The organism is Idiomarina rhizosphaerae, from assembly GCF_024159085.1.
In the GTDB taxonomy this organism is placed as follows: domain Bacteria; phylum Pseudomonadota; class Gammaproteobacteria; order Enterobacterales; family Alteromonadaceae; genus Idiomarina; species Idiomarina rhizosphaerae.
Window position 1 is genome coordinate 384,317 of the sequence record NZ_JAMZDE010000008.1, and the last position, 17,326, is coordinate 401,642.

The 17,326-nt window shown below is 47.6% G+C and carries 17 protein-coding genes; 7 read left to right on the forward strand and 10 right to left on the reverse strand.

Features of this window, described 5'->3' with window-relative positions:
- Positions 1-247 precede the first annotated feature (247 nt).
- The 6 genes from NJR55_RS12175 to NJR55_RS12200 all read left to right on the forward strand — a co-directional run bounded on the left by NJR55_RS12175 (position 248) and on the right by NJR55_RS12200 (position 3,823).
- Positions 248-703 (forward strand): GFA family protein, encoded by a 456-nt coding sequence (locus NJR55_RS12175; RefSeq protein ID WP_476733802.1) that lies wholly within the window; start codon positions 248-250, stop codon positions 701-703.
- Between the two features lie 114 nt (positions 704-817).
- A complete protein-coding gene (locus NJR55_RS12180) occupies positions 818-1,237 on the forward strand; it encodes a GFA family protein (RefSeq protein WP_253620193.1) in 420 nt (139 codons plus the stop codon).
- Between the two features lie 80 nt (positions 1,238-1,317).
- Positions 1,318-2,076, forward strand: coding sequence for a hypothetical protein (locus tag NJR55_RS12185; RefSeq protein ID WP_253620194.1), 759 nt, complete (start codon positions 1,318-1,320; stop codon positions 2,074-2,076).
- A 143-nt stretch (positions 2,077-2,219) separates the two neighbouring features.
- On the forward strand, positions 2,220-3,227 hold the full coding sequence (locus tag NJR55_RS12190) for a PIN domain-containing protein (RefSeq protein WP_253620195.1): 1,008 nt from the start codon (positions 2,220-2,222) through the stop codon (positions 3,225-3,227).
- Between the two features lie 69 nt (positions 3,228-3,296).
- A complete protein-coding gene (locus tag NJR55_RS12195) occupies positions 3,297-3,638 on the forward strand; it encodes a hypothetical protein (protein WP_253620196.1) in 342 nt (113 codons plus the stop codon).
- Positions 3,639-3,664: 26 nt separating this feature from the next.
- Positions 3,665-3,823 carry a hypothetical protein gene (locus tag NJR55_RS12200; RefSeq protein WP_253620197.1) on the forward strand — a complete coding sequence of 53 codons (159 nt, stop codon included), beginning with the start codon at positions 3,665-3,667 and terminating at the stop codon, positions 3,821-3,823.
- 95 nt (positions 3,824-3,918) lie between these two features.
- Here the strand turns inward: NJR55_RS12200 and NJR55_RS12205 are convergent, their stop codons facing one another.
- From NJR55_RS12205 to NJR55_RS12240, 8 genes are all read right to left on the reverse strand, one after another.
- Entirely contained in the window at positions 3,919-4,767 is an 849-nt protein-coding gene (locus NJR55_RS12205; RefSeq protein WP_253620198.1) for an OmpH family outer membrane protein, read from the reverse strand.
- A 3-nt stretch (positions 4,768-4,770) separates the two neighbouring features.
- Positions 4,771-5,463: a hypothetical protein gene (locus NJR55_RS12210; RefSeq protein WP_253620199.1), complete on the reverse strand. Its 693-nt coding sequence runs from the start codon at positions 5,461-5,463 to the stop codon at positions 4,771-4,773.
- Positions 5,453-6,028 carry an RNA polymerase sigma factor gene (locus NJR55_RS12215; protein ID WP_253620200.1) on the reverse strand — a complete coding sequence of 192 codons (576 nt, stop codon included), beginning with the start codon at positions 6,026-6,028 and terminating at the stop codon, positions 5,453-5,455. Before NJR55_RS12215 ends, NJR55_RS12210 begins: the two co-directional genes overlap by 11 nt.
- Positions 6,029-6,127: 99 nt before the next feature.
- Complete coding sequence (locus tag NJR55_RS12220; protein WP_253620201.1) at positions 6,128-9,010, reverse strand: TonB-dependent receptor; 2,883 nt, start codon at positions 9,008-9,010, stop codon at positions 6,128-6,130.
- 58 nt (positions 9,011-9,068) lie between these two features.
- Positions 9,069-10,028, reverse strand: coding sequence for a FecR family protein (locus NJR55_RS12225; RefSeq protein ID WP_253620202.1), 960 nt, complete (start codon positions 10,026-10,028; stop codon positions 9,069-9,071).
- The gene (locus NJR55_RS12230) at positions 10,029-10,619 is read right to left on the reverse strand and encodes an RNA polymerase sigma factor (protein ID WP_253620203.1); all 591 of its coding nucleotides are present in this window, start codon (positions 10,617-10,619) and stop codon (positions 10,029-10,031) included.
- On the reverse strand, positions 10,616-12,073 hold the full coding sequence (locus NJR55_RS12235) for a CehA/McbA family metallohydrolase domain-containing protein (protein ID WP_253620204.1): 1,458 nt from the start codon (positions 12,071-12,073) through the stop codon (positions 10,616-10,618). Before NJR55_RS12235 ends, NJR55_RS12230 begins: the two co-directional genes overlap by 4 nt.
- Before the next feature lie 61 nt (positions 12,074-12,134).
- Positions 12,135-14,816, reverse strand: coding sequence for a TonB-dependent receptor (locus tag NJR55_RS12240; protein ID WP_253620205.1), 2,682 nt, complete (start codon positions 14,814-14,816; stop codon positions 12,135-12,137).
- Between the two features lie 211 nt (positions 14,817-15,027).
- On the opposite strand from NJR55_RS12240, the gene NJR55_RS12245 reads away from it, so the two are divergent.
- Positions 15,028-15,555 (forward strand): DUF421 domain-containing protein, encoded by a 528-nt coding sequence (locus NJR55_RS12245; RefSeq protein WP_253620206.1) that lies wholly within the window; start codon positions 15,028-15,030, stop codon positions 15,553-15,555.
- Positions 15,556-15,571: 16 nt separating this feature from the next.
- Here the strand turns inward: NJR55_RS12245 and NJR55_RS12250 are convergent, their stop codons facing one another.
- A complete protein-coding gene (locus NJR55_RS12250; protein ID WP_253620207.1) occupies positions 15,572-16,093 on the reverse strand; it encodes a cytochrome b in 522 nt (173 codons plus the stop codon).
- A gap of 93 nt (positions 16,094-16,186) precedes the next feature.
- On the reverse strand, positions 16,187-17,206 hold the full coding sequence (locus NJR55_RS12255) for a zinc-dependent alcohol dehydrogenase family protein (RefSeq protein ID WP_253620208.1): 1,020 nt from the start codon (positions 17,204-17,206) through the stop codon (positions 16,187-16,189).
- Positions 17,207-17,326 lie beyond the last annotated feature (120 nt).

The window sequence follows — 17,326 nt, forward strand, 5'->3', positions numbered from 1 at the left end:
ACCTAACATAGCTCTAAAAAGAGCGTTCAAATGATTAGGCCCCAGTTCGCGAATACCGTCAGGGGCCGTCGAATAATCGACACCAAGAGCCCGGATAGATGGCTGCAACACACTCTTTTGGCTTCGATATTTTACTTGCACAATTGGGAGCGTCCATAGATGTTATGTGCTCCATGGTTACTTTTCCATTCTCTGTACGGGAGAACGGTGAAAGCGCCAAACATTTTGAACTTTGAGGTAAATTTTAGTGAACAGTACATCAAGTAAGGTTAAAGGTCATTGTCGTTGCGGGCAGGTAGAATTTGAGGTTAGTGCTAAGCCAATGATCACAATGGCTTGTCATTGCACTGGATGTCAGCAAATGACGTCAAGCGCGTTTAGTTTAAGTTCGCTATTTCCGAGCGCGGCATTTTCAATTATATCTGGAGAGCCTGTTATCGGTGGGCTGCATGGAACCACGCGACACTATTTCTGCGGGCACTGTATGAGTTGGCTATTCACAAGACCCGAAGGCATGGATGACTTCGTCAATGTGCGCTCAACTATGCTAGGGGACTCTCGAACCTACAAGCCATTCATTGAAACTTACACAGATGAAAAGCTGGAATGGGCTATTACTGGCGCACAACATAGTTTCTGTAAGTTTCCGCCGCAGGAAAAGTTTCCGGAGCTGCTCCGAGAATATGCGCAGGGACAGGGATAAACACAGCTTCGGAGAAGGTGTTTCAGCACATAACAATCAGCTGCAGCGGAGCAATCTACGCTGCGCTTCTATTGCCCGCTGAGCTGGGCGTTATGTGCTTACAAGGAGCAAAGTATGGCTATAAGCCTCAAGGAAGTTGACGGCATTGCTATAGAAGCTAAACATAAGGCTTCATGTCATTGTGGTGCCGTTGAGTTTGAGCTTGATCTGCCTGATGGCTTAATTGATTTGCGCCGCTGTGACTGCTCACTTTGTAGAAGAAGAGGCGCGATTGCAGCGTCAATTCCGCTCTCCGGCATCAAAATTTTAAAAGGTGAAAACCTGCTAAAGCTCTATCAATTTAATACAAAAACAGCCAAGCATTATTTTTGTAGCAACTGTGGTATCTATACGCATCATCAACGCAGGTCAAATCCGACCCAGTATGGTTTTAATGTCGCTTGTCTTGAGGGCATTAATCCTTTAAAAATACCTAATGTACCAACTAATGATGGTGTAAACCATCCAGCAGATCGCGCAAATGACGGCACATAACAAACCACGACATTCGGGGCCTGCGGCCCCTGCGACGCTCACAAGTTAGCGCGCATGCGTGGGGCGTTAGGCACTCAAACATGGATGAAGATATCGCTAAACTTTTTGAGCTGATGGAGATCTCGTTTAGGGATTTCGAAGACGCTATGCCGGAAAAGCCCAAGCTTGTCCGGAAATCGTACGGCGAAGTTTACCGCTTTCAAGAAAAAGACATCTATCAGGCCATTATTCAGAAGTTGGCGCATGCTCAAAGTACTTTACGGGCAGCTTTAGTCTTGCTTGAGCGTGGTTTTGTTCACGAGCAAGGCGCATTGCAGCGGGTTTTAGATGAGGCAAATGAGGACATTCTGTTTCTCGTTTATGCGGTCACGAATGACAGCATCACAGAACTACACGAAAAATTCCTCGATTCGTTTTGGGAAGAGGAGTTTAACGATTCAGGTGACCCACTCACGTCGGAGCAAAAACGCCCGATGGTCTCCAGAAAGAAAATCAGGGCTTACATCGCAAGAATAGAAGGTGTGGACTTGGATCCCAGCCGGGGAGTCGAGCTGGCCCGAACAATGAATAAAGCATACTCAGGTTTCGTACACGGGGCATCCCCTCATATTATGGACAAATATGGGGGGTACCCGCCAAGGTTTCACATCAAGGGAATGCTTGGGACGCCGCGCATCGACGAGCATGCGAGTGACTTATGGAATTACATGTACAGGACATTTATATCGCACATCCTTGTTGCAAAAGCGCTAGGCGCTGGAAGACATGTGGAAATAATGACCAAGCATCTCAGGCGTTTTGAAGAGAATGCAGGCAAGGATTATGGCCCAAATGCCTAACCAGTCATTCCAGTTCGTTCCGGCCCTGGCGGGCCTCCACCGGACGGCCTTTTCTGCGCTTCGCTACGCAAAGGCCGCCGCTGAATATTGGCGTTAACTTGAGTCGGCTCGAGTGACGAGAGATAAAAAAGAATAAGGACTATATGAACTACGTCTTCCTTGATACATGTGTTTTGCTGGATGTTTCCACAAAGAGAAGTGATCTCCCCCTCGTATCTTCACTGGAGGACCTCGTGGGCTCAAGCAGTGTAAAATTGGTCTTAGCTGATCTGGTTATTGAAGAGTATGAGCGAAATAAAGAAAGTGTGGCGAAGAAAACTGCTCAACGATTGTCTCAAGAGTTCAAACAGGTAAAAGCTGTGGTAAATGAGTTTGCCGGTGAAAAGCAAGCCGAGACCATGGAAGTTCTAAATGATATCAATGCAAGATTGCCGCTTTTGACTGAGGCGAACTACGCAACGATCCATAGAGTTGAAAGGTTAATTGAATCGGCAAAAGTCATTCCAATTAGTGACCGTTCTAAAATCGCCGCTGCTCAACGTGGGCTGGAAAAAAAAGCTCCGTTTCATATCAGCAAAAACTCTGTCGCGGACGCTGTCATCATTGAGCAGTTTTTTGAATTTTTGAGCAGCCTCGACAATAACTATGATACTTGCATTTTCGTTACCCATAATCACAATGACTTTTCCTCGAAAGATCATCGAAAGCCGCATGCAGACTTCGACGAGATATTCTCAATCTCGAACTCTTTATATTTCAATAATCTAGCTTCAGCTATCGATCATATTGATCCAGACTCGCTCGCCGAATTCGAGTTTGAGCATGATTATACAGAAGAAACTAAGGGTTTGAGAGAAATATTGGACGCTATGGATGAGCTGGTTGATAAAGTCTGGTACAACCGCCACCAAAATCGTATGTGGGGTATCGAGCATGGTGAAATTGAAGTCATACCTGAAGGAAGCGAACGCTATGGTTCAGATGTAATTCATGAGCATATCCTCGAGGGTGCGATTAAGTCAGCCGAACGCGTGGAAAGAAAATATGAAGACACAGGTCCATGGAGTGATTTTGAGTGGGGGATGATCAATGGCAAGTTATCGGCACTACGTTGGGTGTTAGGTGACGAATGGGATATGTTGGACACCTAAAATTAATAAAGCATTACAACGGATGAGACATTGAACGCGGCGTTAAGTACATAATGAGATAACCCAAGAATGTCAGGAATATTCAAAAAGAAGAAAGTAATACTCAGGCAAGAGCAGTCTAAAAGTAATTACCGCTATCTTGGAGTCGAAATAAAAGACAACGGAGATTTGGTATTCGAGGGGCAAGATCTAGGCTCAGAAGTTGAAGGTGCCTTGGGGGCTTCCGAGTACGAATGGTGCTGGACAGTAAAGGCTGTTAATATCCAAAAATTTCAAAATTCTATTGGTTCAGGCTCAAATATACTTAAGAGCTTAAAAAAGAATTTTAGCGGTCAAAATGCAGCGAAGCTTTATGAGTTCATGCAAGAGAATGAAATACCTTTTGAGTCATACAGTCGTATTGGAGACTGAGCACTTAACAAGCAAAGGAAGCATCCATGAACGTGTCAAAAGCGTTTGCCTTATTCATGCAGGAGACCCCTGCCTCCGTCAAGGCTTGGACGCAAGCCGCAGAAGCACTTGATGTTGCTAACACTCTGGAAAAGAAGACCGAAACCCTCGATCACGGGGGCTTTGGCAAATATGCCCGGACGTAGGTAGCGGAAAAGTTGGAGAACTTGAGAGCCGAGTTGGAACAGTTTTCTTCAGGAGAGAGAGTAGGCTCTCTCCCCTCCTGATGTTTGGGTATATATTATAGCTGATAACTTACGGCACTCTGTTGCAGGTTCTCGGCATTGCTGCAGTCAGCAACCGCTTCCTGAGTAAATACATACACTTGGTCCCGGTTATCCTCGAAGTCACGGAAGACAAGGGTGATATGCTGATCGGAGGCTAGTGAATCCAAAGTTTTTCCGTAATCGCACAGCGTGCTGATCAGCAGCGAGGCCTGTTCACGCTTTTCAGCATTGCGTTCCTTCATAAGGGCCTCCCACTCTTCCTTGACCAGTGTCGCGTAGCTATTACGCTGTGCCTGCCATTCAGCGTTCAGCGCCTGCAGGCGCTGCTGGAGTTCCTTCATTTTCTCCGCATTGTCACCCGGATTCTCTCGTTGCGTTCGGGCCAGATCCTGAATTTCACTTTGCAGCTCGCGCAGTTCCGTCTGCTTTTCCTGCATGGTCTCCCTGAGCCTGACCTGTTCTTCCGAACCGCCGGGCATAGCCTGTCCTCCCAGAGTAAATGCAGGGGTAATGGCAATCTCTGCATCCGGCCGCCAGAGTGAGACCCCGCCGTCAGCGGTGGATCTCATGGACAGGGCTGCACTCCGCCCTCTGTTCAAAAACAGGGCATCCCGTTCATGTTGAAGATCGAAGGTAAAGACCATGCCCTGGCCTGCCAGGTAAAGAGACTCGGGATCGGAATTCCGGAGAAAACGCCGGGTGTCGGAATCAGGTTCAAGAACAGCCCCGAAGATGCTGCGCATAATATTCAGTTCTCGCTGCGCCTGATTGAACTCCTCCTGTGCGCTGGCAAGGCCTGTAGCTGAAAGAGTAAACAGAGCAGTGAGTCCGAGGGTGAGAAGCTGCTGACGATGTGTGTTCATGGTTTACCTCCAGGGAAACGATTTCGGGGAATACAGAGTGGATTCCATCAATGCATTCAGATACATATTATTTTCCTCCTGACTCGAGGCCAGATAACTGATTTGCTCGTTCAACATGAGTTGCTCCTGGTAGTTCAGTGATTGCCAGCCGGATAACAATTGCTGCATATCCTGCCGACGCTCACTGCGGGTGTTTTTCCGCCACTGCGCCAACATCACTTCGGTGGCAATTGCCTGGCGCTCGGCATATTCACTCAGCAGCGTTTCCACCTGAGCGGCCTGTGCCTTCTGCCAGACAAGCCCATCCTGCTGTATCTGTTCACTGACTACCCGTCTGAGAAGGGCTTCGTCCATGCCGCCACCAAAACTGATACGCAGGCCGTCGGCGGTACTGATTTCCAACTGCGCCAGCACCAGAAAGACAGCAAAGCAGGAGGCAACCAAGGCTGACCAGGAGAGCCACTGACCATGTTGCCGAGGTGGTTGCATTGCATGGCGTGCCCGGTTCCAGCGAGGGACTTCCTGCTGCTGCCAGAGCTCGGGGATGCGAGAAAGAGCCAATGCCTGGTCATGAATTTCCCGGCAGTGGCTGCATTGACGCAAGGCAGCCTCGTATCGGGCTTTCAGTGTGAATGAAAGCGAGCCTTCAATATATTCACAGACGTGATGGGCAACAAAATGATGATCACACGACATGACGTTTCTCCTCGTGTTCTTTCAATTTCTGCAGTGCAGTGTACAGACGGGTCTTCACCGTACTAACTGGCACCCCCAGCTGAAAACTGATGTCATCGAAGGTAAAATGCTGGAAGAATTTTAGTTCTACCACCAAGCGCTGTTCCCCGGGCAACCGGGCCAGCATGGCCTTGACGCGGGCATTGTCGCTGAACTGCTCATAGAGGTAGTCCGGATTCTGTGATTCTGGTACGTGCCAGATGCCCGTCCAGTCTTCCACTTCCTCCTCGATGCTGTACTGCGGTGAATGCTTGCGACGACGCATGAAATCCATGGTCTTATTGACGGTAATGCGCATCATCCAGGCCTTGAACTGCCCCTCCCCCCGGTACGATGGGAGATGCCGATAAATCGCCAGAAAAGCTTCCTGCATCAAATCCATGGCATCCTGGGCGTTATGGGTCATCCTGAGACAGTAGTTGTACACCAGCCCTTCATAGCGCTTCACCAGCTTCACCCAACTTCGCTGGGAGCCCTTGAGTGCCTGGTTAATCAATTTGTCGTCACTAGCTGGAAGCATGTTCATTTTTATCTGTAGGGTTTTACAGTATAGACGCGGAAGGAACTAAAATAGTTTGATCTGGTGTGGCGCCCGGATCAAGGAAGCGTGTTTCTTAAATCACTATCAAAACTGCCCGCTTACACCCAGCAAAAATGTCCGGCCATTAGAGGTTGTGTTGTAAGCGCGGTCACTTGAGTCACTGTAAAGCTCTTCCCGGACATTGGTCAGATTCAAAGCTTCGAGGGTTAACTTAAAATTATCAGACAGTTGGTAATGAGCGGCTGCGTCAACGTAGGTGGTGTCATGGTAGCCGGATTCATCCTGGTCGGTATTGCCGGCCTGCACCGACAAAATATAGTCGCTACGGTAGGCCGATGAAATACGCGCTGACCAGTCTTCAGCTTCGTAATAAAAGGTCAGGTTGTAACTTTGGTTCGACAATCCGGCAAAGGTTTTCACCTGATTTTCCCCTGTGCCCTGTACGTCGCGGTACAGCGTATCGCCGTCTGCCCAGGTATAGTTGGCAATCATGCCGAGCTTGTCAAAGGGTTCCGGCAGAAAATCGAAGTCGCGCGAGAACGCAAATTCAGCGCCCTGAATAACAGAAGAATCGGAGTTTTCCGGTGTGGTGACAATAAATAAGTCGTCTACAGACTCCCCTTCCTGCAGCAAGGCTTCGGGAAGCCCTAAACTGCCGTAACGTAACAGCTCCGATTTTTCGACAATAAAATTATCGATGTTTTTATGAAACAGAGCTAAGGATATAAACCCTTGCTTATTAAAATACCACTCAATAGCAGTGTCGATGTTTATGGACTCGAACGGCTGCAGGAAAGGGTTCCCCAATCTTATTGAACCAATGTCGCCATCATCACGCGAGGCCTGCGACACATTTGCAGAAAAGGACAATTTATCTATAGAAGGCCGGGTAATATTCTTGCTCGCTCCAAAACGCCATAAAACATTATCGGTAATATCCAGAACCATATTCAGGCTGGGTAACCAATCGGAGTAGTCCCGCTCTATTTCCGTGTAAATACCTTTTGAGATCCCCGCAGAAGACAGAGTCGTCTCGAAAAAACGGGCGCCGGTACTCAAAAGCAGCGTTTTTCCGAACATTTGCGTATCAAAGTCGAAGAGGAAATAAGCAGCGTCCGTTTCCTCCTCCACCGAATAATTAGACGTATCAATAATAGACTCTTCACCCAATCTATAGCCCGCTAAACCGTAGTGTTGCTGAAGCTGAGCTAAGTCGCCCTGCAACCAGTTGAAGTCGGGGTGTTGAGTATAAACATCCGTATACTCAGGTGGTAAAAACAAACTTCCTTCATTTTCTGGCGTCAGGCCGTTGGTAGGAAAGTCTCCCTGTACTCGTTCATGCCCGTCATTTGACAGTTTCTTATGGCTGACACCCAGCTTCAGAGAGTATTGCGGCGTTAATTGGTAGTCGAAATCAGCTTTAAACGTGAGCATATCCGAAGAAATCTCGTTTTCCTGAAAATACAGGTCTTTCACCCGAAACGCTGTTGGATCAGTAGTATCAAATTCAGGCGAACGACTAAGGCCATAAAAACGATCTTTCCTAAAGTCGGTGATAATATCCACACCGTCGGTAATGATGTTGACCTTGTTTAGCTTAGGCTGGCGGTAGTCAGAAGAGTTAACTCCGAATAAAAAATTAAACGAAGCATCGGGACTCGTTTGCCAAACGGACTTAAAGGTTATTTGTTTAAATTCCGATTCGTTATAGTCCTGCCGGGTTTCAGCTCGCCACGTCGCGTCCTTGTATTCTGCATAAACTACTTCTTTTTCGCTGTCATTATTCACCCATTCCAGAGCTTTCACCTGACGATTATTTTTTACCGCAATATGGTGTTCATCTAAGTCATTGGTCAATCGGTTCAATAAAATATCGACCGTGCTGATAAAATTTTCATTAGGCTGATACTGCAGCGAAGCGGTAATTCCCAGCCGAGTCTGGTCGTTGTTCCAGAGCGAATAACGGTGCCCACGGGGAAACCAGAACTCCCCGTTAGCTAACTTCTCTGACAGCGCAGGGTTATCCGGCCCAACATAGGCTTTATTTTCCTTACGCCAGCGCGTGGTGTTGGTTCCGTATTCGGTTGTGTGACGTTCACTGTAAGCCATAGACAACAGCGCACCAAAGCTGCCCCAGGTGTTAGCTATCATTCCAACCACCCGGGGGTCGTAGTGTTGGCTGTTCGAATTGTAAGCCTGCCGGTAGGAAAAAGCTGAAGTAAACTCCTTGTAGTCTGCGGGCTTCGGTGTAAATAACTCTACCGTGCCGCCAATGCCGCCCTCTTCCATACGCGCAGAATAAGACTTTTTCACATCAATGCGATTAAACAGTTCAGAAGCAAAAATATTAAAGTCGAACGCCCGGCTGCGGCTAACTGAACCACGAGCATCCATTGGTGATGATGTTATTCCCAACGCTTCCATGCCGTTGATATGCACACGGGTGAAGTCCGGCCCCAGCCCGCGCAACGATATTTGACGCCCTTCACCGGCTTCCCGGGTAATCGAAATACCGGGTACGCGCTGCAGTGAATCAGCTAAGTTTAAGTCAGGGAAATCGGCAATGTCTTCGGCCAGTATCGAGTCTTGAGAGACCATAGCCAGACGCTTATATTCCCGCGCTTTAAATAAAGAATCACGGAATCCGGTGACGGTAATTTCTTCAATAACCCGGTTAACTGGTTTGCTTTCTGCAACTGGTTCGGGATGATTAACAACATTCTCCGGGCACTTCTCAACCAGCCAACCGGAGGCGATATTACTCGCGCATAAGTTGCTATCTTTCAGCAGCTCTTGCAGCAGATCCTGAGCTGTAAATGAGCCTTTTAGTGCCTCAGTCTGCTCATTAGAGACTAAAGCAGGGTCGAACAATATGGTTTGGTCGGTTGTGCGGGAGAACTGAGTTAATGCTGTTTTTAATGGTTGCGCCGCAAAAGTCACATCAAACTTCGTGCCTTCTGCGGCCATGGTTAAACTGGGAAGGATTAGTAGCCAGCTAAATCTACGCATCTTCAGATGACATAATTCATGGTGTTAAGCGAATTTGTTGAGGCAAATACTCAACGTTTAAAGCGTACATCTGACTCAGTAGCTTTAAAGTTTGCTCTGTGTCATTCAGACGAAAACGACCGGCAACCTCCCGCGAGCCTAAATCTGAGTCAGCCAACACAATAGGCGTTGCACTGTGACGGTTAAGTCTTTCAATCAAATAATCCAGATTCTCATTGCTAATTTCTATCCAGCCCGAACGCCAATCAATCAGGTTGTTCACATCAACTTTTTGCACTACACCAAAACGCCCACGGGTTAAACGCACCTTTTCTCCGGCTTTTAATAAAATGGGGAATTTTTCCTGCTCGGCCTGCACCTCAACAATGCCTTCATAAACGGTAACATCAATTTGGTCCGTGCCGCGGTCGATATTAAACTCCGTGCCGACAGCCGTAACACTGGCATCACCAACGCTAACCACAAAGGGACGCTTCTTGTCCTTAGCAACGGAAAAATACGCCTGCCCTGACTCTATGCGCAGGTCTCTCTGCTGCTCGGAGTAGTTCACCGTGACTTCGCTTGAAACCTGCATTTGTAATGCACTGCCGTCCGACAGCTGATGCGTATTTTCCGTTGGCGACTGCGCAGTGAACACTGTCGGCTGCGGGGTTTCATTAAAGCGGCCGGGCAACATGACGGTAATAGCAACAACCAAAGCACAGGCTGTAGCTAAACCCACTCCCCATTGAAATGCTTTTTTCACCGGTCGTTTTTGCTGCTTTTTCAGTTTCTCAAAGGACTGTTCCAAGGCGGGATCCTGCCAGGTTGCCAACATCGACTCGAATATCCGCTGATGCTGAACATCAGCCTCTAACCATTTAATAAAACGTTTCCGACAAAGGGTATTGAGTTCACCGTCAGAAAGGCGATCCATCCATTCTGCGGCTTCAGTGTAAATACTGTCTTGTGAGGTATTATTGACTGTCTCTTGCATCTATTTTGTCTTACTGTCTATGTAACGCTGAATATCGGCCAGTGCCCGGGTTATGTGCCGGGTAACGGTTTCCATACTAATGCCTAGTTGTTCCGCAATGGCTTTGCGGCTTTCACCATGCAGCCGTCTCAGTTCAAATGCCCGGCGCCGTTGCTCCGGCATGTTTTCAAGCGCCTGAGAAATCAGCTCAATTCGTTGCGCTTCTTCCAGCAAATATTCCGGGTTCGCTTTTGGTGAATCAATGTTATCGACATCGTCATCGCAGTCTACAGAGCGCGTCGTCAGCAAGTTACGGGCCACGCGAATCGCATAACCTATCGGATTATTAATGGTGCTTTTCCGGGACTGCTCCAACACCCGCGCCACAGACTCCTGATAAATGTCCGCAGCCTCTTCGCTACACCGCGTCCGGCCGGAAAGGTAACGTCGCAACTGAGTGCTATTGGTTAAACAATCGTAGAGTTTACTGCTGTTTGTTTTATTAGACATATCAGCTACTGGTGCACCCTGGCGTTTTGCTGAGATAGCCAAGGATACACCGTCATTATGACAGTTCTGTGGATCACATTTGCGTTGAGGCACAGAAATCATTTTGCTTTGTCGATATAAACAGGGTTGCTGTAAAACCATAAGTCGGTCCAGGGGTTCTCGCCTTTAACATCGGGTTGTGGCTCCAGCTCTTTTGCACGGTTGGTTCCGCGAACCCGCACGTAACCCGCTGATGCTGATGCCGGTAATTCAAACGTCATCACCTGATAATTGCCCTGACGGCTCCAGTCACCCGGGTAAAAACGCTTAATAACCTCAGTGGTCGGGTTTACATTGTTGACCGTAAACTCTTTGTTGCCGTGCACTTCACCATAAATGAGATCGACGCGCCCTACCGACGGGTTATCATCGTGATAATTCAGCGTGTGCGGGTCTAAAAAAGCAATAGTGACTGTGGAGGGGGTATCGTCGGTAATCAGGGTGTCACCAATGTTGGCGGTTTTTCCCGGCTGCGACACTGAAACATAAAGCTCGGTGATAAGATCACCCATAGTGACAAACACCTTGCCGCCGCGCAAACCGTTTAAAACACTGTCATAGTCCTGCTGAGCGTAAACATAAGTCTTAGCGTATTCACCCGGCCAAAAGTCCGTACGGCCTTCGGTGTAATGCGCATGGCTATCAGAAACCGCCGTAATGCTCCAGCGACGTCCTTCGCCTAAAAAGCTGTCCCACACGCCACCGACTATTGCCGTCATCTGGTCAGTACCCCCGTGCGTTGGGTACCCATAGTATTCCGCCCGCGTTCCCTCAGGGTCATTCGAACCATCCGGGTTAATTGTCGCGGCCTGATGTCCGGGAATACCGGTCATGCCCGTAATAACATCCGGAGCGGTGTCCTGCCAGAGACGCATTTTTTCAGGCGTCACTTTTTTAAACTGGCCTAATTCATCTGCCTGACGAGCCGGGTGATTCACCGAAAGCACCGGACGCGGACTCATCGCTTGCATAGCCTTCAGCGCTTTTAACATGAAGGCTTCAGTATCCCGCTCAAACTCATTAGGAAATGCCTCACGTCGGTTAAACTGGCTTTCTATCGTGTAGAGCTGCTGCGCTTCTTCATCGGTATGTGGAATAATTAAGGTGCTGTGGCGTGCATTGGGGGTATCAAATTCCATTCCGTAAAACTGCAAAATACCCGGAACCGCTTTACGAGACGCAACCAGTTCAGGATAAGCCTGCTCTAAATTGACCCGGCTATGCTTCGGACCACCGTGGTCAGTGGTTACCATCCATTGCAGGCCATGCTGTTTCGCCATTTGCGCATTCAGCGCGGTAAAATAATGGGCATCACCGAATAAAATTGGCGTGGGAGGTTGCGTACTGGTATCCCACTTTGCACTAAATTTCCCGTGAATATGGTGATCCCCCGCCAACCACTGTTTATTACCCGGCGGCTTAAAATCATAATTATCAGATGTTGAAACCGTCTTCGCACAGGCCGATAACAGCGTCAGCGCTATGGCGGTACTTATAACGTTTTTTACTCGTGACATCTTATTTCTCTTTAAAGCAAAAACCGGGCTCAGCTGAGCCCGGTAACATGTGTAAGGAAAATCAGAACTGTGCGGTAATGCCCAGCATGACCGTTCTGCCACTGGTAATTGTGTTGTACGCGCGGTCATGAGAATCGCTGTAAGACTCTTCGCGTACGTTAGTCAGGTTAATACCTTCTAAACTCAACTTGACGTTGTCCGTCAGCTGATAAAACGATGAAAAGTCGACATAGGTTGTGCCGTGATAACCGCTTTCATCCTGGTCTGCACTGGATGTCGCGCCACTACCGTAGCGACTGCGATAAGCGGCTGAAACGCGGGCTCCCCAGTTTTCTACTTCGTAATACAAAGTGAAGTTATAACTATTTTTCGACAATCCCGAGAACGGCTTAACCTGATCATTTCCTTCAATACCATAAATGTTCCGGTAAAGAGATTCTCCATCGGCGTAGGTGTAGTTTGCGATAACACCTAAGTTGTTAAATGGTGCAGGAAGAAAATCTAAGTCTCTTGAAAATGCCAGTTCAGCACCTTTAATGGTCGAAGAATCGACATTCTCAGGACGTTGAAGATAGAAGATACTGTCCATGTTTTTATCAATTGGCAGCAGCTCTTCCGGTAGCCCGAGCGTTGAATAAACAACCTCAGTGGTGGTGCCAACAATAAAGTTGTCGATGTCTTTGTGGAATATGGCCGCAGACGCATAACCAACATCTTCAAAGTACCATTCAATAGCAGTGTCTAAGTTCGTGGATTCAAACGGGTCCAAATCAGGGTTGCCCATGGTTACACTGGTAATCGCCTCACCCGAGGTTTGTGAAACCGAGGCGTTATAACCCAGCGAGCCAAGTGAAGGACGGGTAATATTCTTAGTTGCAGCAAAGCGCCATAAAAGATCCGGATTCAGCTCGTAAACCAGGTTTAAAGTTGGAAGCACATCGGAATACGTACGGGTTGATTCAATATCTAACCCTCCTGAGACACCGGCAGATGTAATTTCAGTTTCAAAGTAACGTAAGCCGGTGCTGACACGTAATGGACGACCGGCAACGCTGCTTTCAAAACCGTATTGAGCATAAACCGCGCTGGTCTCTTCAGTGACCGGCGACTTGTCGTTTTCTGACACATCAGAATCGTCCAGGCGGGTTCCCTGCAGGCCATAGTAAGCCAACAAATTGTCTAAATCCGCCTGGATCCAGTTGCGGTCAGGATGCTGCTTAAATACGTTAACCAAATCATCCGTTAAGGTTAGCTCGCCGGCATTTTGTGGAGCTTCGTTTTGCGCGTTACTTCTGGTTAACTGATAACCGGTATTCTCAAACTTCTTATAGTTGGCACCAAAGGTTAACTCACCGGTGTCGCCAATAAAGTAGCTGAAATCCACTTTCGCGATATCAAAGTCATTCGTGATGTAGTTTTCCTGCATGTAGATGTCTTTAACTTCAAAACCTTCCATGCTGGTTACATCAAAGTTCGGAGAGGTGCTGATGCCATAAAAACGATCGCCGCGGAAGTCAGTCATAATGTCGACTTTATTCTTCGCGTGAATATTTGATTTAAGAACCTGCGGTTGCTCAAAATCGGATGAACTGGTACCAACCATGGCTGACATGCTGAAGTCAGGCGTTAACGACCAGTCCATGGTTAAGGTGTACTGGTTAAACTCCGATTCGTTACGGCGACGGGTGTTTTCATTACGCCAGGTTGCATCTTCGTAGCTTGCGTAAAGAACTTCTTTTTGTCCGTCATTTTCTATCCATTCAAGGTCTTTAACAACTTTATTATCTTTAACAGCAGAATGATGTTCGTCGTATTCATTTTCGAGTTCAGAATGCATTAAATCAAACGAGAAGCTCAGTTCTTTACTGGGTTTAAACTGAAGCGCGGTCGTAATACCTAAACGTTTTTGTTGGTTATTCCACAGCGAATAACGGTGACCACGCGGGAACCATAACTCACCGGAATCCAGCTCTGCCTGTAATTCAGTATCGTTTGGATCAGCTGCCGTTTTTCCGCCTTCCCGGCGCCAACGTGTCGTATTAGTTCCATACTCAGTGGTCGAACGCTCACTGTAAGCAACTGAAGCTAATGCGCCAAACTTACCCCAGGTATTAGAAATTAAGCCGGCAAAGCGCGGGTCTGTCTCTTCGCTGTTGTCGTTGTAACCACCTTTTAACGAAATTGCGCTTTTAGAACCGTCATAGTCAAAGGGTTTAGCGGTATACAGACCAACGGTGCCGCCGATACCGCCCTCTTCCTGGTCGGCAGAATAGGTTTTGTTCACATCAATGCGGTTGAACAGCTCAGAAGCAAAAACGTTAAAGTCAAAACTACGCGTACGGCTCGCTCCGCCTTTAGCATCCATCGGCGACGCTGATGTGCCCATGGCCTCCATACCATTGACCTGAACGCGGGTGAAATCAGGACCTAATCCGCGCAGTGAAATTTGGCGCCCTTCTCCCCCTTCACGCGTAATGCTGACACCAGGAACGCGTTGCAACGAATCGGCAAGGTTTAAATCAGGAAAATCGGCAATGTCTTCCGCCAGAATTGAATCACGAGAAATAATCGCTTCGCGCTTAAAGTCTTTGGCTTTAATTAATGAGCTTCTGAACGAAGTCACTTCGATGACTTCCATGGCCTCTTCATCAACGGCCTGCTCCTGAGCTTGTACCGTATTTGAGTAACCAAAAGCACTGACGATGGCTGTCGCTAAAACTGTTTTTCTAAATGAGTGGTTCATGTTGGTTCCGTTATAGGTTGACTAAAAACGTTCAGTCCAAAAAACAGGGACACCTATAAAGAGCCAAGAAACCTCAAAAGCAGACAAGAATTTTTGTGAAGAATCGATGAAGGATTTGTGAATACAGCGAACTCACTGCCTTTAGCTATGCTGGCAGGAATGTCAGCCAGAAGCTATGCTTTGTCTGGCGTAATAGAATAAAGGACTATTTATGAGCGAGATGTTTTTTGACGGCTGGGATAGTTTGATCCGGACACTGGTGGTCGGCTTCCTTGGTTACTGTGTTCTGGTAATATTTTTGCGGATATCAGGTAAACGAACTCTGTCAAAAATGAATGCTTTTGACTGGGTGGTTACTGTAGCACTAGGGTCTACCCTGGCTACGGTTTTGTTGAGCCGGGAAGTTTCTTTGGCCCAAGGCTCGCTCGCTTTGGCCTTATTAATAGGACTACAATACAGCGTTACGTGGTCAAGCGTACGTTTTCACTGGTTCCGTAGCGCAATCGTAGCTGAGCCAAGCCTGGTTTTATATCAGGGGCAGTATTTGAAAGAGACCATGTTCCGTGAGCGTGTCACCAAAGAAGACGTTATGTCCGCTATACGCGCAGCGGGCAAAGCTACGGTGGATGATGTCGGTGCAGTTATCCTCAGCACCGACGGCTCGTTCAGCGTTATCGATAAAGGCAGTGAAAACAACCTGTCTAAGCAAAACCTAAAACGTCAGACGGGTGACTTTTAGTATGCCTGAGAAACAGCTAAATCATTCGCTTTAGTGTTCCATCTTTTATAATAAAGTGATGAATGAAAGCCATACCGATATGTCCTACAACTAAAAACAATAAACCCCAGGCTATGTAGGAGTGTAGGTTACCAATGTTTATCAGCCAGCTAACTTCCTTACCTTTAGCAATAATTTCAAGGTTAAATGCGCTCAGCCCATAACCGTTACCCACCATGTAACAAATTCCGGTCACAGGCATCAATACCAACGCCGCATACAACAAACCGTGACCGATTTTTGCCAGAACACCAATAATAGATTCATGCTCGGGCCGGTTGCCCTTTTCTTTGACAGCCCAACCTAAGCGTAAAACAATAAGTACCAATAGTAGTGAACCAATGGATATGTGCCAGGGAACCAGCGTTTCACCCACCCAGTGCTCGCCATCGTTAATACGGTCAAAAAATTTTAGGAATTGCCAGCCAACCAGAATAGCCATCGACCAGTGGAAAAAGCGCGTTATAGAACCATAACGCGCTTTAGAATCATTCATCATTTTGAGTTACCCATATCAATCAAATATCGCCTTAGGCTACCTATCTGATATTAGTATGAGAATGCATATTTTCTTAAAATGTTTTTCAGAAAGCTAAAACTCTATGCAAATCTTGCCGAAGTGCTTGCCGGACTCCTCATACCGGAACGCATCCGCTAAGTCTTCCAGAGCAAAGGTTTTATCAATCACTGGCTTCACACCATTGGCTTCTAAAGCACGCACAAAATCTTTCTGATTATCGCAGCTGCCAACAATTAAGCCCTGCAGTCGTGCCTGCTTTGCCATTAGTTTAGCCGTTGGCACCTCGCCTTCGCTTCCGGTTAACACGCCAATTAATGCAATGTGCCCGGCAATAGCAACCGCGTTGATAGACTGTGGCAAGGTGCCTGGGCCACCAACTTCAATCACATGGTCGACACCACGGCCATTCGTTAGTTTACGAACGGTTTTACCCCACTCCGGGTCCTCTTTGTAATTAATCAGATGATCCGCCCCGAGTTCTTTGTAACGCTCCAGTTTTTCGTTAGACGATGATGTGGCAAATACCGTCGCACCAAGGCTTTTCGCTAACTGGCAGGCAAAGACAGAAACACCGCCGCTGCCCAGTACCAGTACCGTATTGCCGGGCTTAATGCCGCCATCTACAACCAACGCGCGCCAGGCCGTCAGTCCTGCCGTGGTAAGAGTTGCTGACTCAGCATGGCTGTATCCTTTGGGTTGATGGGTAAAGAATTGGGTGGGTCGTACAACCACTTCGCGCGCATATCCATCAATGCCATCGCCCGGTGTGTTGTGAAAGTCGCCAACAGGCGCAGGGCCGCTTTGCCAGTAAGGGAAAAAGGTAGAAACAACATTGTCCCCTACCGCAAACTCTTCCACGCCTTCACCAACAGCTTCAACAACGCCTGCACCATCAGACATTGGAATGCGTCCATCCTCTGTTGGGATAAAACCGGCCGCAACGCCGTAGTCATGAAAATTAAGCGAGCTTGCTTTAACTTTAACGCGAATTTCTCCCGGTCCGGGCTGGCCAGGGTCTTCCATTTCGGTTACTTGAATATTATCTAGCCCAAACGGTTTTTTGAGTCGTAATGCTTTAATTTTGTCGGTCATGTGCTTAGTCCTTTAACTAGAGTGTGTGTTCAATTGTAGTTCTTATGAGGGGTTATTGGATCAAAGCTAAGCTGTAAAAGCTGAGAAAACTCATTAACGGGAATTAAATTGATCTAACTA